The organism is Methylobacterium sp. J-076 (assembly GCF_022829405.1).
Lineage (GTDB): Bacteria > Pseudomonadota > Alphaproteobacteria > Rhizobiales > Beijerinckiaceae > Methylobacterium.
In genome coordinates this window covers 1-18,838 of the sequence record NZ_JAKSXW010000055.1, presented here as the reverse complement: position 1 = coordinate 18,838, position 18,838 = coordinate 1, and the positions used below count along the sequence as shown (strand labels likewise).

The following is an 18,838-nucleotide window of genomic DNA, read 5'->3' as shown; positions in this document are numbered from 1 at the left end:
GCGGCGATCTGATCTAGATTGCATCTCCTACGGCCAAGCCGTGGGAGGCGGCTATCCGGACAGACATCGTCGGCATCCATGGGCTGGCCAACAAGCCGCCCCGCGAGGAGAAGGCGGGGTGGTGGGTCGCGGCGATCCGCGAGGGGCTGCGCCGCAACCTCGGCCGCGACGCGCCGGTCTCCCTCGATTTCGTCTACTGGGCGGACCTTCGCCACCCGGAGCCCTTGAGCGCCGGGGACAACCGGGAGCCCTATGCCCCGGATCTCGGCCTCGGCCCGTTCCCCTCCCCCGCCGGGGAGCCGGCGCGGCAAGCCCCGACCCTGACCGACCGGCTCTACCGCGGCATCGCCAGCCTGCAGGAGGTCGTCGGCCTCACGCCGGTGGACGACGTGATCCTCGAGTACCGGCTCGACGACCTCTGGGGCTACCACGACGACAGGGCCTTCCGGGACGCCGCCCGCGACCGCCTGCGCGGGGCGCTGGCCCGCCGCGGGGACGGCCCCGTGCTGCTCGTGGCCCATTCCATGGGGGGGCTGATCGCCTACGACGTGCTGCGGCTGGCCGAGCGGGACGGCTCCGTGCCGGGGCCGGTGACCCTCGTCACCCTCGGCTCGCCCTTCGGCCTCGCGGAGGTGAAGCGGACGCTCGCAGCCGAGCACGGCGACCTGCGCGTGCCCCGGTCGGTGGCGGCCTGGACCAACCTGATGGACCGCAACGACATCGCCACCGTGGGCGAGGACCTCGCCGGAACCTTCCCCCCCAACGCCACGGGCACCCGCATCGCCGACGTGCCGGTGATCAACGCCTACCGGGCGCCCGACGGCAGCGCGAACACCCACAAGTCCTACGGCTACCTGCGCACCCCGGAATTCTCGCGGATCGTCGCCGGGTTCCTGGGGTAGGACCCGTCACCCGATCGCGGAGGGCGAGGCCCCTGGGACGGCAGGGCGCCGCCCGGCACCCGCGGACCGGAGCCGCCGGCTCGGCGCCTCCGGTCAGGCGGCCTTCACCTCGGCCAGGAAGTCCTTGACCGCCCGTTCGAGGTCGTCCGACCCCCGCGAGAGGCCGCGGGCGGCGGCGAGGACGTCGCGGGAGGCGAGGCCGGTCTCGTCGGCCCCCGTCCGCACGTCGGCGATCTCGAGGGAGACGGCCTGCGCCCCGGCGGCGGCGCTCGCCACGCCGCGGACGATCTCCTGGATCGCCGCGCTCTGCTCCTCCATCGCGGCGGCGACGCCGACGGCGATGATCCGCATCTCCTCGATGGTCCGGCCGAGATCGCCGATGGCGCCCACCGCCTCCCCCGTCGCCCCCTGGATGCGGCCGATCTGGCCGGAGATCTCCTCCGTCGCCCGGGCGGTCTGCCCGGCGAGCGCCTTCACCTCGGCGGCGACCACGGCGAAGCCCCGCCCCGCCTCGCCCGCCCGGGCCGCCTCGATGGTGGCGTTGAGGGCGAGCAGGTTGGTCTGCGCGGCGATGGAGGCGATGAGGGCCACCACGTCGCCCACCCGCTCGGTGCCCGCGGCGAGGGTCCGCACGGTGGCCTCGCCGGTCCTCGCGCTCTCGGTGGCCCGGACGGCGATGGCGGAGGTGCGCTGCACCTGCCCGGCGATCTCCTGCACGGAGGCGGACATCTCCTCCGTCGCGGCGGCGGCGGCCTGGACGTTGCCGGTGGTGTCCCGCGCCTGCTCCGCCACGGTGCCGGAGCGCGCCGTGGTGCGGGCGGCGGTGGCGGTCATGGTGCCGGCCGTCACCTCCAGCTGCTGCGCCGCGCCGGAAAGCTCCCGGCTCAGGGCGCCGACCTGCCCCTCGAACCGGCGGGTCAGCCGGTCGAGGGCCTCCGCCCGGCGGGCGCTGCCGTCGGCGGAGGCGGCCAGATGCGCGTCGGCCGCCTCCTTGGCGATCAGCGCCTCCTTGAACACCTGCACCGCGCCGGCCATGGCGCCGATCTCGTCCTGCCGCGCCCGCGCCGGCACCGCGGCCTGCGTCTCCCCGGCCGCGAGGCGGCGCATGGCGGCCTCCAGCGCCTTGAGCGGGCGCGTCACCGAGCGGCCGACGAGGGTCGCGACGAGGCCGATCAGGGCCACCGCCACGAGGATGCCGAGCCCGTCCGCGATCACCGCCTGCCGCAGGATCGCCGCCGTGTCGTCGGCGTAGATGCCGGTGCCGATCACCCAGCCCCAGGGTGCGAAGCCGCGCACGTAGGAGATCTTCGGCACGGGCGCGTCGGCGCCGGGCTTGGGCCACATGTAGCCGGAGAACCCTTCGCCCTGGCGCCGCACGAGGTCCACGAAGTCGGAAAACAGCCGCTTGCCGGTGGGGTCCTTCACCTCGGCGAGGTCGCGGCCCTCCAGCTCCGGCTTCATCGGATGGGCGATCATGCGCGGCTGCATGTCGTTGATCCAGAAGTACTCCTTGCCGTCGTAGCGCAGGGCCTTCACCGCCCCGATCGCCGCCGCCTGCGCCTGCGCCCGCGTCAGGTGCCCGGCCTTCTCCTCGGCCTCGAAATGCGCCACCACCCCCCAGGCGGTGTCGGCGAGGTCGTGGGTCTTGGCCATCCGGCCCCGCTCCACCTGGCCGCTGAGGCTCCAGAGGCCGGTTCCCGACACCGCCAGGATGCCGAGCAAGGCGGCGACGGTCATCAGATGCAGTTTCGAGCCGATTCCGAGCTTCACGGCGCCGGCCTAAAGTGTGCAAATACAGTCTAGAGACATTGATGTATTTGCGTAAGCAGATGATGAACGGATCCGTATCCTCCTATAGGACCGGAGGCCGGCCCGTCCCGCCCGCCCGCCGGCCGCCGCCGGGGGCCCTCGCGGCGATTGCGCCCCCCTGCGGCGGCGCCTATATATGGCCATCCCCATTTTGCCAGCGTGAGACGGGTCTTCTCCGGGTCAGTGCATCCCGGAGCCCGCGGACCGATGCCCGGCCCGACCCGTTCCGCCAGGTTGGAGCCGCGTGAAGAGATGTCCCAGGGTCCGCTGATGCCGAAAGCGACCGCCGTCTGGCTGGTCGAGAACACGTCGCTCGCCTTCGAGCAGATCGCCGACTTCTGCAAGCTCCACCCGCTGGAGGTGAAGGGCATCGCCGACGGTGAGGTGGCGGCGGGCATCAAGGGCCTGGACCCGATCACCACCAACCAGCTCACCCGCGACGAGATCGAGAAGGCGCAGAAGTCGCCCCACTACAAGCTCAAGGCCGCGGTCTCGAAGGTGAAGCTGCCGGAGGTGAAGCGCACCACCAAGGGGCCGCGCTACACCCCCCTGTCGCGCCGCCAGGACCGGCCGAACGCGATCCTCTGGCTGCTGCGCAACCACCCCGAGTTGAAGGATGCGCAGATCATCCGCCTCGTCGGCACCACCAAGTCGACGATCCAGCAGATCCGCGAGCGCACCCACTGGAATTCCGGCTCGCTGCAGCCCCTCGATCCGGTGACGCTCGGCCTCACCACCCAGATCAGCCTCGACTTCGAGGTGCAGAAGGCGGCGGCCGACCGTCCGGCGGCGCTGGCGGCCGAGGGCGGCGCCTCGCTCCTGCCGACCGAGGTCTCGACCCAGCGCGAGCCCGAGCCCGAGGACGAGCCCCGCGGCGGCCGCGAGGACCGCCTCGACGCGGATTCGGTCTTCGCCAAGCTCAAGGGCCGTCACCAGGACGAGGACGACGACGAGGAGTAGGGGAGCGCGGGTCTTCCCCTCTCTGCCGTCTTGCGGGGGCGTTGCGGGATGCGGCGCCCCTGACCATCCCCCGGCTGCCGACCCCGTCCTTGCGAGCGGAGCGAAGCAACCCAGGGATCCGCCATGGCCTCGGGCCGTCGCGCTGCCCTGGGTTGCTTCGCTGACGCTCGCAAAGACGACCGAGGGATCGAGGGGCCCGTCCGGCTTCCGCAACGATCCCCGGGAGCCGGGGGATGAGCCTGTCCGCCCTCACTCCGGCAGGGGCTGGCCCGTGGTCTCGGGCATGAACCACGGCACGATCAGGCCGATGGCGTAGACGCTCGACATGGTCAGCGCCGCCGCGGCCACGCCGCCGAAGGAGGTGACGATCTGCCCGGCGATGATCGGGAAGACCCAGGCGATCAGCCGGGCGCCGTTGAACACGAAGCTCGCCGCCGTCGCCCGCACCGCCGGGGTGAACAGCTCCACGAGGTAGATCGCCATCCACGAGAAGGCGAAGCCGAGGGTGAAGAACCCGTTCAGGAAGGCCAGCGCCATGAACGGCACCAGGCCCCCGGTCCAGAGGTAGCAGGCCAGCGACGTGGCGATGCAGCCGGCATAGGTCAGGATCAGGAAGGGCCGCCGGCCCATCGCATCCGCGACGAAGCCCGAGATGACGTAGGCGGTGATGGCGCCGACGTTGTAGATGATGCCCATCCGCGGGCCCCAGACGTTGGCCGGCTCCCCCGCCGCCTTGGCCAGCCCCTCGGTGTAGGCCGGCAGCCAGGACGAGACCGCCCACCAGCCCACCGTCGTGGCGAAGGACATGGCGGTGGCCAGGAACACCCGCCGCCGGCTCTCCTTCTCCCGGAAGATCTCCGCCAGGGTGAAGGGCCGCTGCGCCCGCTTCGGGGCGTGGCCGGCATCCTCGGCGGTGGCGGCCCAGCGCTGCGCCTTCAGGGCCTGCATCCACTGCTCGGATTCCTCCAGCGCCCGGCGCAGGTACAGGCAGACGAAGGCCGGCAGGGCGCCGAGGGCGAACATGATCCGCCAGGATTCGTTGCCGAGGGGGTTTGTGGCGGCCAGCACCGCCCAGACGATGGCCGCCAGCACCGCGCCGCCGCCGAAGCCCGATTGCAGGAAGCCGCAGCCCTTGGGCCGGGCCCGGTTCGGCCAGGTCTCGGCCACCAGGGCGATGCCGGTGGACCATTCCGAGCCGATGGCGAGGCCGGTGATGAAGCGCAGCGCCGCGAGCTGGACGAAGCTCTCCGCGAAGGCGGTGAGCCCCGTGAACACCGCGTAGCCGAGGATGGAGATCATCATCATCCGCTTGCGGCCGATATAGTCGGCGGCGATCCCCCCGATCAGGCCGCCGATCCCCCAGCCGAGCAGGGTGATGCCGATGGCGAGGCCCACATAGGTGGCCGGCGCCTGCGCCTGCTCCGGCGTCAGGATCGTGCCGAGCGCCGGGCGCAGGGCGTAGACCAGCGCCACCGCCTCGTAGCCGTCGAAGATCCAGCCGAGGTAGCTGCCCCAGAGGATGCGCCAGTGGCGGGGCGTCAGCCCCGCGTGCCACGGGGCCTCGGCGTCCTCGCGCAGCAGGGCGTCGCCTGCACTCATCCGATCCTCCCCATGCCCGTCTCCGGGTCGTTTTCAAGGTCTGCCGGGCTCTCCGCCCTGCCCCCCGCCATGGCGAGCGGGGGTGAGGGAGGCTAGGCCACGGTGCGGGCGTCCCCGTGGCCGAGGCGCGCCCGCAGCCAGTTGATCACGCCCCCGGCGAGCAGCACCTCGATCTGGCGCGGCGACAGGCCGTGGGTCAACCGGATCCGGTCCTTGCCCCGCACGGTGGCCGTGATGTCGTTGCCCGCCGCCAGGGCGTCGGCGACGCCCGTGATCTCCACGCCGTCGCCGACCTCCAGCCGGTCGTAGTCGGCCGGGTCGGCGAAGGTCAGGGGCAGGACGCCGAAATTCACGAGGTTCTGCCAGTGGATGCGGGCGAAGCTCTTGGCCAGCACCACCTCCAGGCCGAGGTAGCGGGGCGCCAGCGCCGCGTTCTCCCGGCTCGACCCCTGGCCGTAGTTCAGGCCCCCGAGGATGGCGTGGCCCGCCCGCTCCTTGCCGCCCTGCCTCGCCCGCTGCGGGTAGCTGTCGTCGATCGGCTCGAAGGTGAATTCGGAGGTCTTGGGGATGTTCGACCAGTAGGGCATCACCCGGGCGCCCGCCGGCATGATGTCGTCGGTGGAGATGTCGTCCCCGGTCTTGAGCATCACCGGCACGCGGATGTCCGCCCCGAGCTTGCCGAGCTCCGGCAGGGTGGTGATGTTTTCGGACTTTTCGAGCCGCACCGCGCGGGCCTCGGCCTCCGGCAGCGGGCCGAGGAGCATCGTCGTGTGGCCGGGCACCATCGTGGGCGGGGCGATGCGCGGATAGGGCATGTCCAGGCTGCGCGGATCGGTGATGACGCCGGTCAGCGCCGAGGCGGCGGCGGTCTCCGGGCTGCACAGGAACACGCTGTCCTCCCGGGTGCCGGAGCGGCCGGGGAAGTTGCGCGGCACGGTGCGCAGGGAGTTGCGCCCGGAGGCGGGGGCCTGCCCCATGCCGATGCAGCCGTTGCAGCCCGCCTGATGCACCCGCGCCCCGGCATGGATCAGGTCCGAGAGCTGCCCGTCGCGGATCAGCGTCTCCAGCACCACCCGCGTCGAGGGGTTGATGTCGAAGGAGACCCGGTCGTGGGTCTGCTTGCCCTTCACGATGGCCGCGGCCACGGCGAAATCGCGAAAGCCCGGGTTGGCCGAGGAGCCGATATAGCTCTGGTAGATCTCGGTGCCCGCCACCTCCGAGACCGGCACGACGTTGCCGGGGCTCGACGGCTTGGCGATCATCGGCACCAGGGTGGAGAGGTCGATCGTCTCCTCGACATCGTAGGTGCACCCCTCGTCGGCGGCGAGGGCGGTGAAGTCCCCGCCCCGGCCGACGCCCTCCAGGAAGGCGCGGGTCGACGCGTCGGAGGGGAACACGCTCGTGGTGGCGCCCATCTCGGCGCCCATGTTGGCGATGACGTGCCGGTCCATCGCCGTCAGGCAGGCGAGGCCGGGCCCGCGATACTCGATGATCCGGCCGAACCCGCCCTCGACCCCGTGGCGGCCGAGGAGGGTGAGGATCACGTCCTTGGCGCTCACCCAGTCGGGGAGCGCGCCGGTGAGCTCCACGCCCCAGACCTTGGGCATCCGCAGGCGCAGGGGCTCGCCGGCCATGGCCTGCGCCACCTCGACCCCGCCCGCGCCGAAGGCGAGCATCCCCAGCGACCCGGCGGCGGGGGTGTGGCTGTCCGAGCCGACCAGGGTCTCGCCCGGCTTGCCGAAGCTCTGCATGTGGACGGGGTGGCTGATGCCGTTGCCGGGGCGCGAGTACCACACGCCGAACTTCCGGCAGGCCGAGCGCAGGAACATGTGCTCGTCGGCGTTCAGGTGGTCGTTCTGGACGAGGTTGTGGTCGATGTACTGGGCGGCGAGCGGGATCGCGACGCGCTCCACGCCCATCGCCTCCAGCTCCAGCATCACGAGGCCGCCGAGGACGTCCTGCAGCAGGGCCTGGTCGATCCTGAGGGCGATCTCCCCGCCGGGGGTGAGGTCGCCCTCCACGAGGTGCGACTGGACGAGCTTCTGCGTCAGGTTCAACGCCACCATGGGGTCTCCTCGTTCGTGCGCGCCTGTCTCGGCGTGCCGAACCGGCCCCCGGCGCTGATGTCCCTGTGGCGAGCGGAACTAGCGAGGCCGGCGGGCCCCGGAAGCCCGATCGGGTGACAGATCCCCGTGCCTGTCGGACGGGGCCCCCGGATGCCCGGCCCCGGCATCCCCCGCCCGAAGGCGGAGGATGCCCGTGCCGTTCGGCGGCCGGATCAGAGTCGGCCGGTGACCAGCAGCACGATCAGCACGATGAGCAGGATGCCGCCGAGGCCGAAGCCCGGGCCACGATAGGCGCCGCCGCCGAGGAAGCCGCCGCCGCCGAAGGCGAGGATGATCAGAACGATGAGGAGGATGGTGACGAGGGACATGGGACGCGGATCTCCGAACGGTCGCGGTTGGCGAGCGTGACCGTTGAAACGCCGCGACAATTCGTTCCGTTCACCCCGGCGTGCAGTTTTTGTGAGTCGGTTGCGGGAGGACGTCCCGGCGCTCACGCATGCCAGTCGGGAAGGGGGGCCTCGTCCGCCCCGAGCCAGCCCGGAACCGGCAGGCCGCGCTCCGTCAGGAAGACCGGGTTGAACAGCTTCGACGCGTAGCGCGCCGCCCCGTCGCACAGGATCGTCACGATCGTATGGCCGGGGCCCAGCGCCCGCGCGAGGCGGATCGCCCCCGCCACGTTGATGCCCGAGGAGCCGCCCAGCGACAGCCCCTCCTCCCGCATCAGCCCGAACACGATGGCCAGCGCCTCCGTGTCCGGGATGCGGAACGACAGGTCGGGGGCGAAGCCCGCGAGGTTGCCGGTGATCCGGCCCTGGCCGATCCCCTCGGTGATCGAGGAGCCCTCGGCCTTGAACGTCCCCGTGGTGTAGCCGGCATGGAGCGCCGAGCCCTCCGGGTCGGCGAGGGCGATCCGCACCTGCGGGTCGCGGGCGCGCAGGGCCTCGGCGACGCCGGCCAGCGTCCCCCCGGTGCCGGCGGCGCAGACGAAGCCATCGACCCGGCCCCCGGTCTGCGCCCAGATCTCCGGGCCGGTGCCGGCCACGTGCGCCCGGCGGTTGGCGACGTTGTCGAACTGGTCGGCGAAGAAGGCGCCGGCCTCGTCCCGGGCGGCGAGGGCCTCCGCGAGGCGCCGCGCGACGTGGACGTAGTTGTTCGGGTTGGCGAACGGGACCGCCGGCACCTCCACGAGGCGGGCGCCCGCGAGCCGCAGGGTCTGCTTCTTCTCTTCGGACTGGGTGACGGGGATGACGATCAGCGTGCGGTAGCCGCGCACCGCCGCCACCAGGGCGAGGCCGATGCCGGTGTTGCCGGCGGTGCCCTCGACGATGGTGCCGCCGGGGCGGATCCGCCCCCGCGCCTCCGCCTCCTCCACGATGGAGAGTGCCGCCCGGTCCTTCACCGACAGGCCGGGGTTGAGGAACTCGGCCTTGCCGAGGATCTCGCAGCCGGTCTCCTCCGAGGCCCGGCGCAGGCGGATCAGGGGCGTGTTCCCGATGGCCGCGAGGATGTCGGGGTGGGCGTGGGGCACGGGGGAGGCTCCGGTCAGGGGGAAGGTCGCCGTCGCGACGGGTTCAGGGTATGAGGGCGGGCAGCCCGATCCCCGCCATGCCGCCGCCCGATCCGATCCCCACCACCGTGCCCGCACGCAAGGCGCGCGAGCGGGCCGCCGGTGAGATCGTGGCGCGGATGCGCGCGTATGCGGAGTCGGAGAGGGGGGCGCTTCGTCGTGTTCGGATCCTTCGTCACCGGGCGCATGGGGCATGACAGCGACCGCGACGTGATGATCGACTTCCCGGAAGCCCGCCTTCGTCGCGCGCGTCGAGGCCGAGGGGATGCGCCTGCCGTGACCGACGCGCGCCGGCTCGATGGCGAGGACGATCTGACGGCGGCGATCCGCCATTTCCGCAACGCCCCATGCGGACCTCATCCGCCGGGCGTCCCGCCCGGTGACGCCCCCCCGAGCGCGCCGCGCCGGCGATCGAGGCGGCCTGCATCCGCCTGTTCAGGAACCGGATCGATCCCGCGCCGGGGGCCGGCCGAGGCGGCCACGCCTCACCCGAACACGTGCCCGCCGTTGATCCGCAGGCCCACCGGGTGGCCGGCGGCGTAGCGGATGCCGTCGGAATCCTCGACCGCCAGGATCAGGCCCCCCGGTTCCTCCACCTCGATCCGCTGCCGGCCCTGGCTGCGGTAGGAGGAGCGCACCGTGCCCGAGAGGTGGGCCGCGTCGAGCTCCACGAGCTGGAGCTGCCACGGGCGCACGTAGAGCTTCACCGGGCCGATGACCCCGGCCGGCGCCGTGACCGGGGTTTCCCGGCCGCGGACCAGCACCCGCCCGCCCTCGGCGATGGCCTCCACCTCGACGGAATCGCCCAGGAACTTCAGCACCGTCGCCGAGACCGGGTTCTCCTGCACCTCGTCCGGGGTGCCGATCTGCTCCAGGCGGCCGTGATCGAGCACCGCCACCCGGTCGGACAATTCCAGCGCCTCGTCCTGGTCGTGGGTGACGAAGATCGTGGTCTGGCCGGTGCGGTTGTGGATCTCCCGCAGCCAGCGGCGCAGGTCCTTTCGGACTTGCGCGTCGAGGGCGCCGAAGGGCTCGTCCAGCAGCAGGACGCGGGGCTCCACGGCGAGCGCCCGGGCGAGCGCCACCCGCTGCCGCTGGCCGCCGGAGAGCTGCGAGGGGTAGCGGTCGCCGAAGCCCGAGAGGCGGATCAGGTCGAGGAGGTCGCCGACCCGGCGCTTGATCTCGGCCTGCGCCGGCCGCTCCGCCCGGCGGCGGGCGTTGAGGCCGTAGGCGATGTTGTCGGCCACGCTCATGTGCTTGAACAGGGCGTAGTGCTGGAACACGAAGCCCACCGCCCGCTCCTGCACCGGCAGGCCGGTGGCGTCGTCGCCCCCGAACAGGATCCGGCCCCGGTCCGGGGCGTCGAGCCCGGCGATGATCCGCAGCAGCGTCGTCTTGCCCGAGCCCGAGGGGCCGAGCAGGCCGAGGAGCTCCCCCGCCCGCACGTCGAGGGAGAGGTCGTGCAGGACGGCGGCCGTGTCGAAGGTCTTCGAGAGGCCCTCGACGCGGATCGCCGTCGAGGGACGCTCAGTGCCTCCGGCCCGCGGCGAGTTCGCCGGCGAAGCGCCATTCGAGGAAGGATTTGACGACGAGCGTGACAAGGGCGAGGGCTGCGAGGAGCGAAGCGACGGCGAAAGCGGCGACGAAGTTGTACTCATTGTAGAGGATCTCCACGTGGAGAGGCATGGTGTTCGTCAGCCCGCGGATGTGGCCGGAGACGACCGAGACCGCGCCGAACTCACCCATCGCGCGGGCATTGCAGAGCAGGACGCTGTAGAGCAGCCCCCAGCGGATGTTGGGCAGGGTCACCGTGCGGAAGGCGTGGAAGCCCGACGCGCCGAGGGTCAGCGCCGCCTCCTCCTCCGACGAGCCCTGCTCCTGCATCAGCGGGATCAGCTCCCGCGCGACGAAGGGGAAGGTCACGAACACCGTCGCCAGCACGATTCCGGGCAGGGCGAACAGGATCTGGATGTTGTGGGCTTGCAGCCAGCCGCCGAACAGGCCCTGGCTGCCGAACAGCAGCACGTAGATCAGCCCCGACACCACCGGCGACACCGAGAACGGCAGGTCGATCAGGGTGATCAGGAAGGTCTTGCCGGGGAACTCGAACTTCGCGATCGCCCAGGCGGCGGCCACCCCGAAGACGAGGTTGAACGGCACGGCGATGGCCGCCACCGTCAGGGTCAGGCGGATGGCCGAGAGGGCGTCCGGCTCCCGGAAGGCGTCGAGATAGGCCGACACCCCGTGGGCGAAGGCCTGCGCGAACACCGCCCCCAGGGGGATGACGAGGAACAGGGCGAGGAAGGTGACCGCGATCCCGATCAGGACCGCGCGCACGCCCGCCCCCTCCCCCGCGACGGGGGCGGGCCGGCCGGTGGGCAGGCGGACGGGCGAGATGATCTCAGACATAGCCGAACCTCCGCCGGCTCCAGGCCTGGATCAGGTTGATGGCGAGCAGCGTCAGGAACGAGATCCCCAGCATGATCGTGGCGATGGCCGCCGCGCCGCCGTAGTCGAACTCGGACAGCTTGATGACGATGAGCAGCGGCGCGATCTCCGACACGTAGGGCAGGTTGCCGGCGATGAAGATCACCGAGCCGTATTCCCCGACGCCCCGGGCGAAGGCCAGGGCGAAGCCGGTGAGCACCGCCGGGATCAGCGGCGGCAGCACCACCTTCAGCAGGGTCGCCCGGCGGGAGGCGCCGAGGGTCGCCGAGGCCTCCTCGATCTCCCGGTCGATCTCGGCGATCAGCGGCTGCACCGTGCGCACCGCGAAGGGCAGGCCGACGAAGGTCATGGCCACGAACACCCCCAGCGGCGTGTAGGCCACCTGGATCCCGAGGCGGTCGAGGGGCGCGCCGATCAGCCCGTCCGGGGCGTAGAGGGAGGCGAGGGCGATGCCGGCCACCGCCGTGGGCAGGGCGAAGGGCAGGTCGACGGCGGCGTCCACGATCTTGCGGCCGGGGAACTCGTACCGGGTCAGCACCCAGGCGATGAGGAAGCCGAACACCGAGGCCACCAGGGCCGAGAGCAGCGAGACGCCGAAGCTGAGCTTGAGCGCGCTCGCCACCCGCGGATCGGTCGCGACCCTGAGGATCCCCGAGAACCCCAGGCCCGACGCCTTCACCACGAGCCCCGCCAGGGGCAGCAGCACGACGATCCCGAGGCAGGCCAGGGTGTAGCCGAAGCTCAGCCCGAAGCCGGGCAGCACGCTCGGCCGGCGGAAGCGCCGGGCCGGCCGGGGGGCGGGAGCCTCCGCGGGCGCGGCGGCAAGGGTGGCGGCCATGGTCCTCGCGCCTTCAGCGGCCGGCTTGGCTCAGGCGGTCGAACAGGCCGCCCGAATCGAAGTTCTTGGCCTGGATATCGTCCCAGGAGCCCTGATAATCCTCGATCTTGAACAGCTTGACGTCCGGCAGGCCGGCGCCCGCGGCGGCCTGCGCCTTGAACGGGCGGTAATGGTGCTTGGCGAAGATCGCCTGGGCCTCGTCTGTGTAGAGGTAGTCGAGATAGGCCTGGGCGGCCTTCGCCGTGCCCTTCCGGTCGGCGTTGCCGGGCACGAGGGCCACCGGCGGCTCGGCGTAGATGGAGGTCGGCGGCACCACGATGTCGAACTTGTCGGCGCCGAATTCCTGCAGGACGAGGTAGGCCTCGTTCTCCCAGGTCGGCAGCACGTCGCCGAGCCTGCGCTGGGCGAAGGTGACGGTGGAGCCGCGGGCGCCCGTGTCGAGGACGGGCACGTTCTTGTAGAGCTGCCCGACGAAGGCGTCGGCCTTGGCCGCATCCTTGTCCTGGCCGTAGGCGTAGCCCCAGGCGGCGAGGAAGTTCCAGCGCCCGCCCGCCGAGGTCTTGGGGTTGGGGGTGATCACCTTCACGTCGGGCTTGGCGAGGTCCGACCAGTCCTTGACGCCCTTCGGGTTGCCCTTGCGCACCAGGAACACCACCGTCGAGGTGTAGGGCAGCGAGTCGTTCGGCAGCTTGCCGCGCCAGTCGGCGGGGATCTTCTTCGTCAGCCGGGCGATGGCGTCGATGTCGGAGGGGATGCCCAGCGTCACCACGTCGGCATCGACCCCGTCGATCACCGTGCGGGCCTGGGCGCCCGAGCCGCCATGGGAGGCGCGCACGGTCACGTCCTCGCCGGTCTTCGCCTTGTAGCTCCGGGCGAAGGCCTCGTTGATCTCCCGGTACAGCTCCCGGGTCGGATCGTAGGAGACGTTGAGGAGGGCCGTCTGCGCCCGCGCCGCCGGGGCCGCGAGGCCGAGCGCCAGGGCGCCGAGCAGGGCGAGGCATCCGGCCCGGCGGAATCCGGGCATGCTGCTTGTCCGAATCGTCGAGAGCCACACCGTCCGCATCGGATCCTCCGGCCGAACCCGGACACAAAATCCGGGATGCGGGCCGGACTTCGTTCTTTTAAACGAACGAAGTCAAGCGCGGGGGGACGGAGGGGCGCGGGCCGTGCCCGGCGCAGGGTCTCGTCGAGGGGAGGAGACCGGCCCCGTCACCCGGGAGGAAGGCGATCATTTTCTCCGGTTTCCGGGGAACCCAGATGGAATTTTCCGCCGGGACCGGATTGAAAGAAAGAACGATCTTATGTGCGCTGGCGCACCGGATTCCGCGGGGGCGGGCGCACCTCTCCCCAGGGGCGAGGGCATGGCAAAGGGGGTTCGGGATCTTCCGCCCCGGACGGCCCACGCCGACGGGCGTTCAGCGGCTCGGCTTGTCCAGCTGCGCGATCAGGGCTTCCAGGCGCTCGCTCACGGGGGCGGAGAGGGCCTCGGCGTAGTGGCTGCGCAGGTTCTGGCCGAGGTGCCGGCGGATCGTCGGGCTCAGGGGCGGCCCGTCGGCGGGGTCGAGGGCCGGGGTGGTGTCGGCGGAGTGCGGAGGCCGCTCGGCTTGCGTCTTCGACATGGCGGCGGGCCTCGCACGGGCGGGTAGGCGGACTCGAACGGCCTGAGGATGGCACCGCTTGGTTAACGGGGTCTCACCGCCGCCCCTCGCCCCCACATCGGGCGGTCGCCCTCCGGCCCCTCCCCCTGCCCCTCTCCGCCGCCTGCGGCGTCCGCGGCCGGAACTGGCCGGACGAGCCGACGTTGCCCGGACACCCCCCATCCTCCGGAGACATCCGTGCCGCGCATCCCCGTCACCCTCGCCGTCCTGCTCCTCGCGGCGACGCCCGCCCTCGCCCAAACCAAGCCCGGCGAGATCAAGGGCGTGGACGCCATGGGCGACAAGTCCCGCAGCGCCCAGGACGGCTGGAGCCAGGCGCCGGTGCCCCGGGAGGAGTCGGCGGCCAAGGACGCCCCCAATCCCGGCGGCCATTCCACCGCGGAGAACAAGGACCGTCCGGTCCCCGCCGCCACCCCCACCGGCACCTCCGCCACGGACCCGCAGGCCCCCCTCGACAACCGCACTCCGTCGCCCTCCGGCACGAATCCGGCTAACCCGTCGCACTGAGTCCGGCCCCGGCGGCGCAGGGCGAAAGGCCCGACGCCGCAAGGGATTAAGGGGGCGTGAAAGGCGTGCCGCCGCCGCATGGCAGAAACGCCGTCCGTGTCACGGGACCACACTTGCCTCGCGCGCCATTCTCTGGGACAGGTTCGCATTATACCAGTTCACAACAGGGGCGGACATGACAGTCCAGGTCTCCCGGCGCGGACTCCTCAAGGGGGTCGGCGCCGGTCTTGCGGGGGGCTCGCTCGGCGCCCTCGGCTTCGGCGGGTTGGAACCCGCGATGGCCGCCGCGGTGCGGCCCTTCAAGCTCGCGCAGATGCGCGAGACCCGGAACACCTGCCCCTATTGCTCGGTGGCCTGCGGCGTCATCCTCTACAGCCTCGGCGACCGGTCGAAGAACGCCCGGTCCTCGGTGATGCATATCGAGGGCGACCCGGACCATCCGATCAACCGCGGCACCCTCTGCCCGAAGGGTTCGGCCCTGCTGGACTTCGTCCACGCCGAGACCCGGACTAAGTACCCGCTGTACCGGGCGCCGGGCACCGCCGAGTTCAAGCGCGTCTCCTGGGACTACGCCCTCGACCGGATCGCCACCCTCCTGAAGGAGGACCGGGACCGGAACTTCGTGGCCAAGAACGGCGACCTCACGGTCAACCGCTGGACCACGACGGGCTTCCTCGGGGCCTCCGCCACCACCAACGAGACGGCCTGGATGACCTACAAGGTCGTCCGCAGCATGGGGGCCCTGGTCTTCGATAACCAGGCCAGGGTTTGACACGGTCCGTCGGTCGCCAGTTTGGCGCCCTCCTTCGGACGCGGTGCGATGACCAACCTCTGGATGGACATCAAGCACGCGGACGTGATCACCGTGATGGGCGGCAATGCCGCCGAAGCTCACCCCTGCGGCTTCAAGTGGGTCGTCGAGGCGAAGGCGCATAACAACGCCAAGCTCATCGTCGTGGACCCGCGCTTCACCCGCACGGCGTCGGTGGCCGACCTCTACTGCCCGATCCGGCAGGGGTCGGACATCGCGTTCCTGTCGGGCGTGGCCAAGTACCTGCTGGACAACGACAAGCTCCAGCACCGCTACGTCGCGGCCTATTCCAACGCCGGTTACGTGGTCCGCGAGGGCTACGACTTCAGCGAAGGTCTGTTCGCGGGCTACGACGCGGACAAGCGCGACTACGACAAGACGACCTGGGACTACGAGATCGGCCCCGACGGCTACGCCGTGGTGGACGAGACGATGCAGCACCCGCGCTGCGTCATGCAGCTCTTGAAGAAGCACATCGCCATCTACACGCCCGAGATGGTGGAGCGGATCTGCGGCTCGCCCAAGGAGACGTTCCTGAAGGTCTGCGAGCTGATCGCGACCACGTCGAGCCCTGAGCGGACGATGGCCTCGCTCTACGCGCTCGGCTGGACGCACCATTCCAAGGGCTCGCAGAACATCCGCGCGATGTGCATCGTGCAGACCCTGCTCGGCAACATCGGCATGCTGGGCGGCGGCATGCAGGCCCTGCGCGGCCACTCCAACATCCAGGGGCTGACCGACCTCGGGCTGATGAGCAACCTCATCCCGGGCTACCTCAACATCCCCGTGGAGAAGGAGCCGGACTACGCGAGCTACATGGCCAAGCGGCAGTTCAAGCCGCTGCGCCCGGGGCAGACGAGCTACTGGCAGAACTACAACAAGTTCTTCGTCTCGTTCCAGAAGATGATGTGGGGCGAGAAGGCTCAGAAAGAGAACGACTGGGCCTACGACTACCTGCCCAAGCTCGACGTGCCGACCTACGACGTGCTGCGCGGGTTCGAGCTCGCCAAGCAGGGCAAGATGACCGGCTACGTCATCCAGGGCTTCAACCCCCTGCTGTCGTTCCCGAACCGCGCCAAGATGACGGACGCCTTCTCCAAGATGAAGTTCGTCGTGGTGATGGATCCGCTGAAGACCGAGACGGCCCGGTTCTGGGAGAACCACGGCGAGTACAACCCCGTCGATCCCACCCAGATCCAGACCGAGGTGTTCGAGCTGCCGACCACCCTGTTCGTCGAGGAGGAGGGCTCGCTCTCCAACTCGTCGCGCTGGCTGCAATGGCACTGGCAGGCCCAGGACGCGCCGGGCGAGTGCCGCTCGGACATCGACATCATGGCGGAGATCCATCTCCGCATGAAGGAGATGTACAAGAAGGACGGGGGCGCCTTCCCCGACGCGATCGTCAACCTGAGCTGGAACTACGCCGTCGCGGACGCGCCGACCCCGGTCGAGCTCGCCCGCGAGCTCAACGGCTACACGGTGACCCAGACCACCGACCTGAACGGGGCGATGCTCCCGGCCGGGCGGCAGGTGGACGGCTTCGCCCAGCTCAAGGACGACGGCTCGACGGCCTGCGGCTGCTGGATCTATTCCGGCTGCTACACCGAGAAGGGCAACACGATGGCCCGCCGGGACAACACCGATCCCGGCGACAAGGGCATCGCCCCGAACTGGGCCTTCGCGTGGCCCGCCAACCGGCGGGTGCTGTACAACCGCGCCTCCTGCGACCCCGAGGGCAAGCCCTGGTCGGAGAAGAAGAAGCTCATCGAGTGGAACGGCAAGCAGTGGGTCGGCTTCGACGTGCCGGACTATGGCGTGACCGTGGCGCCCGACAAGGGCGTCGGCCCGTTCATCCTGAACCAGGAGGGCGTCGCCCGCCTGTGGACCCGCGGGCTCATGCGTGACGGGCCGTTCCCGGCCCATTACGAGCCCTTCGAGTCCCCGGTGGCGAACATCCCCTTCCCGAAGATCAAGGGGGCACCCGCCGCCCGGATCTTCAAGGACGACCTCGCCGACCTCGGCGACGCGAAGGAGTTCCCCTACGCGGCGACGAGCTACCGCCTGACCGAGCACTTCCACGGGTGGACCAAGCACGCCCGGATCAACGCGATCCTCCAGCCGGAGGCCTTCGTGGAGATCTCGGAGGAGCTGGCTAAGGAGAAGGGCATCGCGAAGGGCGCCTGGGTTCGCGTCTGGTCGAAGCGCGGCTCCCTCAAGGCCAAGGCCGTGGTGACCAAGCGGATCAAGCCGCTGATCTGCGACGGCAAGCCCGTCCACGTCGTCGGCATCCCGCAGCACTGGGGCTTCATGGGCCAGACCAAGAAGGGATGGCATCCGAACTCGCTGACGCCCGTCGTCGGCGACGCCAACACCGAGACGCCGGAGTTCAAGGCCTGGCTCGTGAACATCGAGCCGACCACTCCGCCCTCGGATGCGGTCGCGTAAGGGGGAGCATGCATCATGGCTGACTACAGCTCCCTCGACATCCGCCAGCGCTCCGCCTCCACGGAGACGCCGCCGGAGATCCGCCGCCAGGTGGAGGTCGCCAAGCTCATCGACGTGTCGAAGTGCATCGGCTGCAAGGCCTGCCAATCGGCCTGCGAGGAGTGGAACGACCTGCGCGACGACGTGGGCGTCAACACGGGAACCTACCAGAACCCGCACGACCTCACGGCCAAGACCTGGACCCTGATGCGGTTCGAGGAATACGAGAACCCTGAGACCAACAACCTCGAATGGCTGATCCGCAAGGACGGCTGCATGCATTGCTCGGAGCCGGGTTGCCTCAAGGCCTGCCCGTCCCCCGGCGCCATCGTGCAGTACTCCAACGGCATCGTCGACTTCATCGAGGAGAACTGCATCGGCTGCGGCTATTGCGTGAAGGGGTGCCCCTTCAACATCCCGCGCATCAGCCAGACCGACCACAAGGCGTACAAGTGCACCCTGTGCTCGGACCGGGTGGCGGTGGGGCAGGCTCCGGCCTGCGCCAAGGCCTGCCCGACCGGCTCGATCATGTTCGGCACCAAGCAGGCGATGATCGAGCAGGCGCAGACGCGCGTGGACGATCTGAAGTCGCGCGGGTTCGCGCATGCGGGGCTCTACGACCCGGCCGGCGTCGGCGGCACGCACGTCATGTACGTGCTGCACCACAACGACCAGCCGAGCCTCTATGCCGGCCTGCCGAACGACCCGAAGATCTCGCCCCTCGTCGCCTTCTGGAAGGGCGGGGCCAAGGTGTTCGGTCTGGCCGCCATGGGCTTCGCGGCGGTCGCGGGCTTCTTCCACTACGTCACCGCCGGCCCGAACGAGGTGGCGGCGGAGGAGGAGGAGGAAGCGGTCGAGATGGCCGGGTCGAAGCGCCGTCAGGACGGCGGCGAGGCAAGGCCACACTGAACCGCGGCGGTCTCCCTCCCCCCTCTGCGGGGGAGGGAGGCCCCCGGAGGGAGGCGGGAGAGGGGAACCAGGTCTCCGAATAACGCTTGAACAGGTAGGACGTCCGCAGCCGCGTCCTGCGCCGTGGATGCCCTCTACGTACCCCTGCCCAGGCAGGGCCCACCGGCCCCCGCAGAGGGGGGTGCGAGTCATTTCATCTAAGCAGTAGGCGCATCCCCACCGACATCATCGACGGACGGAACCGCGCGAGCGACGACGACAAGGGGAGCGCGCCTGCTGG

Annotated in this window: 16 protein-coding genes; 6 read left to right on the top strand and 10 right to left on the bottom strand. The window is 70.8% G+C overall.

Translation table 11 applies throughout. The features are described 5' to 3' along the window. Positions 1-224: 224 nt before the first annotated feature. A complete protein-coding gene (locus MKK53_RS04145) occupies positions 225-902 on the top strand; it encodes an esterase/lipase family protein (RefSeq protein ID WP_409564268.1) in 678 nt (225 codons plus the stop codon). Between the two features lie 93 nt (positions 903-995). Here MKK53_RS04145 and MKK53_RS04140 read toward each other — a convergent pair whose 3' ends face one another. Then, positions 996-2,639, bottom strand: coding sequence for a methyl-accepting chemotaxis protein (locus MKK53_RS04140; protein WP_243927101.1), 1,644 nt, complete (start codon positions 2,637-2,639; stop codon positions 996-998). A gap of 324 nt (positions 2,640-2,963) precedes the next feature. Between MKK53_RS04140 and MKK53_RS04135 the strand changes: the two genes are divergently transcribed. Beyond that, the gene (locus MKK53_RS04135; protein WP_243927099.1) at positions 2,964-3,671 is read left to right on the top strand and encodes a DUF1013 domain-containing protein; all 708 of its coding nucleotides are present in this window, start codon (positions 2,964-2,966) and stop codon (positions 3,669-3,671) included. A 249-nt stretch (positions 3,672-3,920) separates the two neighbouring features. Here MKK53_RS04135 and MKK53_RS04130 read toward each other — a convergent pair whose 3' ends face one another. The 4 genes from MKK53_RS04130 to MKK53_RS04115 form a co-directional block, all read right to left on the bottom strand. Beyond that, positions 3,921-5,270, bottom strand: coding sequence for an MFS transporter (locus MKK53_RS04130; protein ID WP_243927097.1), 1,350 nt, complete (start codon positions 5,268-5,270; stop codon positions 3,921-3,923). A gap of 92 nt (positions 5,271-5,362) precedes the next feature. Then, complete coding sequence (locus tag MKK53_RS04125; RefSeq protein WP_243927095.1) at positions 5,363-7,336, bottom strand: aconitate hydratase; 1,974 nt, start codon at positions 7,334-7,336, stop codon at positions 5,363-5,365. Positions 7,337-7,548: 212 nt separating this feature from the next. Continuing rightward, positions 7,549-7,704: a DUF3309 domain-containing protein gene (locus MKK53_RS04120; RefSeq protein WP_243927093.1), complete on the bottom strand. Its 156-nt coding sequence runs from the start codon at positions 7,702-7,704 to the stop codon at positions 7,549-7,551. Positions 7,705-7,826: 122 nt separating this feature from the next. Next, the gene (locus MKK53_RS04115) at positions 7,827-8,864 is read right to left on the bottom strand and encodes a cysteine synthase A (RefSeq protein WP_243927091.1); all 1,038 of its coding nucleotides are present in this window, start codon (positions 8,862-8,864) and stop codon (positions 7,827-7,829) included. Positions 8,865-9,032: 168 nt separating this feature from the next. Here MKK53_RS04115 and MKK53_RS25645 point away from each other — a divergent pair, with 168 nt between their 5' ends. Further along, entirely contained in the window at positions 9,033-9,446 is a 414-nt protein-coding gene (locus MKK53_RS25645; RefSeq protein ID WP_409564267.1) for a nucleotidyltransferase domain-containing protein, read from the top strand. Here the strand turns inward: MKK53_RS25645 and MKK53_RS04110 are convergent. The 5 genes from MKK53_RS04110 to MKK53_RS04090 all read right to left on the bottom strand — a co-directional run bounded on the left by MKK53_RS04110 (position 9,389) and on the right by MKK53_RS04090 (position 13,808). Further along, positions 9,389-10,414 carry a sulfate/molybdate ABC transporter ATP-binding protein gene (locus tag MKK53_RS04110; RefSeq protein WP_243927156.1) on the bottom strand — a complete coding sequence of 342 codons (1,026 nt, stop codon included), beginning with the start codon at positions 10,412-10,414 and terminating at the stop codon, positions 9,389-9,391. The genes MKK53_RS25645 and MKK53_RS04110 overlap by 58 nt on opposite strands. A gap of 16 nt (positions 10,415-10,430) precedes the next feature. Then, entirely contained in the window at positions 10,431-11,312 is an 882-nt protein-coding gene (gene cysW / locus MKK53_RS04105; RefSeq protein WP_243927089.1) for a sulfate ABC transporter permease subunit CysW, read from the bottom strand. Continuing rightward, positions 11,305-12,189 carry a sulfate ABC transporter permease subunit CysT gene (gene cysT / locus MKK53_RS04100; RefSeq protein WP_243927087.1) on the bottom strand — a complete coding sequence of 295 codons (885 nt, stop codon included), beginning with the start codon at positions 12,187-12,189 and terminating at the stop codon, positions 11,305-11,307. The genes cysW and cysT overlap by 8 nt, the downstream gene beginning before the upstream one ends. Before the next feature lie 13 nt (positions 12,190-12,202). Continuing rightward, positions 12,203-13,213, bottom strand: coding sequence for a sulfate ABC transporter substrate-binding protein (locus MKK53_RS04095; protein ID WP_243927085.1), 1,011 nt, complete (start codon positions 13,211-13,213; stop codon positions 12,203-12,205). Between the two features lie 391 nt (positions 13,214-13,604). Next, positions 13,605-13,808, bottom strand: a complete 204-nt coding sequence (locus MKK53_RS04090) for a NepR family anti-sigma factor (protein WP_243927083.1) — start codon at positions 13,806-13,808, stop codon at positions 13,605-13,607. A 216-nt stretch (positions 13,809-14,024) separates the two neighbouring features. On the opposite strand from MKK53_RS04090, the gene MKK53_RS04085 reads away from it, so the two are divergent. From MKK53_RS04085 to fdxH, 3 genes are all read left to right on the top strand, one after another. Then, a complete protein-coding gene (locus MKK53_RS04085; protein WP_243927081.1) occupies positions 14,025-14,354 on the top strand; it encodes a hypothetical protein in 330 nt (109 codons plus the stop codon). A gap of 175 nt (positions 14,355-14,529) precedes the next feature. Next, entirely contained in the window at positions 14,530-17,610 is a 3,081-nt protein-coding gene (gene fdnG / locus MKK53_RS04080; RefSeq protein WP_243927079.1) for a formate dehydrogenase-N subunit alpha, read from the top strand. Positions 17,611-17,625: 15 nt separating this feature from the next. Continuing rightward, positions 17,626-18,558 carry a formate dehydrogenase subunit beta gene (gene fdxH / locus MKK53_RS04075; RefSeq protein ID WP_243927077.1) on the top strand — a complete coding sequence of 311 codons (933 nt, stop codon included), beginning with the start codon at positions 17,626-17,628 and terminating at the stop codon, positions 18,556-18,558. Positions 18,559-18,838 lie beyond the last annotated feature (280 nt).

Bases quoted from the DNA above. Each gene is read 5' to 3' on its own strand.
- MKK53_RS04140 (WP_243927101.1), bottom strand. From the start codon at position 2,639: ATGACCGTCGCCGCCTTGCTCGGCATCCTGGCGGTGTCGGGAACCGGC.
- MKK53_RS04135 (WP_243927099.1), top strand. From the start codon at position 2,964: ATGTCCCAGGGTCCGCTGATGCCGAAAGCGACCGCCGTCTGGCTGGTC.
- MKK53_RS04130 (WP_243927097.1), bottom strand. From the start codon at position 5,270: ATGAGTGCAGGCGACGCCCTGCTGCGCGAGGACGCCGAGGCCCCGTGG.
- MKK53_RS04125 (WP_243927095.1), bottom strand. From the start codon at position 7,336: ATGGTGGCGTTGAACCTGACGCAGAAGCTCGTCCAGTCGCACCTCGTG.
- MKK53_RS04120 (WP_243927093.1), bottom strand. From the start codon at position 7,704: ATGTCCCTCGTCACCATCCTCCTCATCGTTCTGATCATCCTCGCCTTC.
- MKK53_RS25645 (WP_409564267.1), top strand. From the start codon at position 9,033: ATGCGGAGTCGGAGAGGGGGGCGCTTCGTCGTGTTCGGATCCTTCGTC.
- cysW (WP_243927089.1), bottom strand. From the start codon at position 11,312: ATGTCTGAGATCATCTCGCCCGTCCGCCTGCCCACCGGCCGGCCCGCC.
- cysT (WP_243927087.1), bottom strand. From the start codon at position 12,189: ATGGCCGCCACCCTTGCCGCCGCGCCCGCGGAGGCTCCCGCCCCCCGG.
- MKK53_RS04095 (WP_243927085.1), bottom strand. From the start codon at position 13,213: ATGCCCGGATTCCGCCGGGCCGGATGCCTCGCCCTGCTCGGCGCCCTG.
- MKK53_RS04090 (WP_243927083.1), bottom strand. From the start codon at position 13,808: ATGTCGAAGACGCAAGCCGAGCGGCCTCCGCACTCCGCCGACACCACC.
- fdxH (WP_243927077.1), top strand. From the start codon at position 17,626: ATGGCTGACTACAGCTCCCTCGACATCCGCCAGCGCTCCGCCTCCACG.